Annotated in this window: 1 pseudogene; it reads left to right on the top strand. The window is 71.2% G+C overall.

The window, feature by feature from the left end:
* Positions 1 to 399: pseudogene (locus tag EOA86_RS38275) on the top strand (PD-(D/E)XK nuclease family protein); the annotation flags it as partial.

Genomic DNA, 399 nt, shown 5'->3' with positions numbered 1-399 from the left:
CTCTGGGTGGAGGCGCTGCGCCGCGCGCCGCCGGAGGCGCTTGAGTTCTCGCTGCAGGAGCTTCGTCTTCCCGATGGCCGCGACGCGGGCGCCTGCGCGGTCTGGTGTCCCGCGAGTCATCTCGCAGCGGCCCCGCGTCGCTTCGTCCGCCTGCTCGGCCTGACGACGCGATCCTGGCCACGGCGGTCGGGCGATGATCCGTTGGTTCCGAGCCACATCCTGTCGCGCGAGGCCCTAGAATCCGAGTCGCTCACCGAACAGGACCGGCGGGCTTATGCGATCATCACTGCGGAGGCCGGCGAAGCTCTGGTGCTCTCGCGGAGCCGCCGCAACGCTCAAGGCGGGCTGCAGGCGCCCAGTCGGCTCGTGCCGCACGACCCGCGCGTCACGGCGTTGAAA

Origin of the sequence: Mesorhizobium sp. M5C.F.Ca.IN.020.32.2.1, from assembly GCF_004023105.1 — a bacterium.
GTDB lineage: Bacteria > Pseudomonadota > Alphaproteobacteria > Rhizobiales > Rhizobiaceae > Mesorhizobium > Mesorhizobium wenxiniae.
Note: the sequence above shows the minus strand (reverse complement) of the source record. Positions and strands in the feature narration are given on the sequence as shown.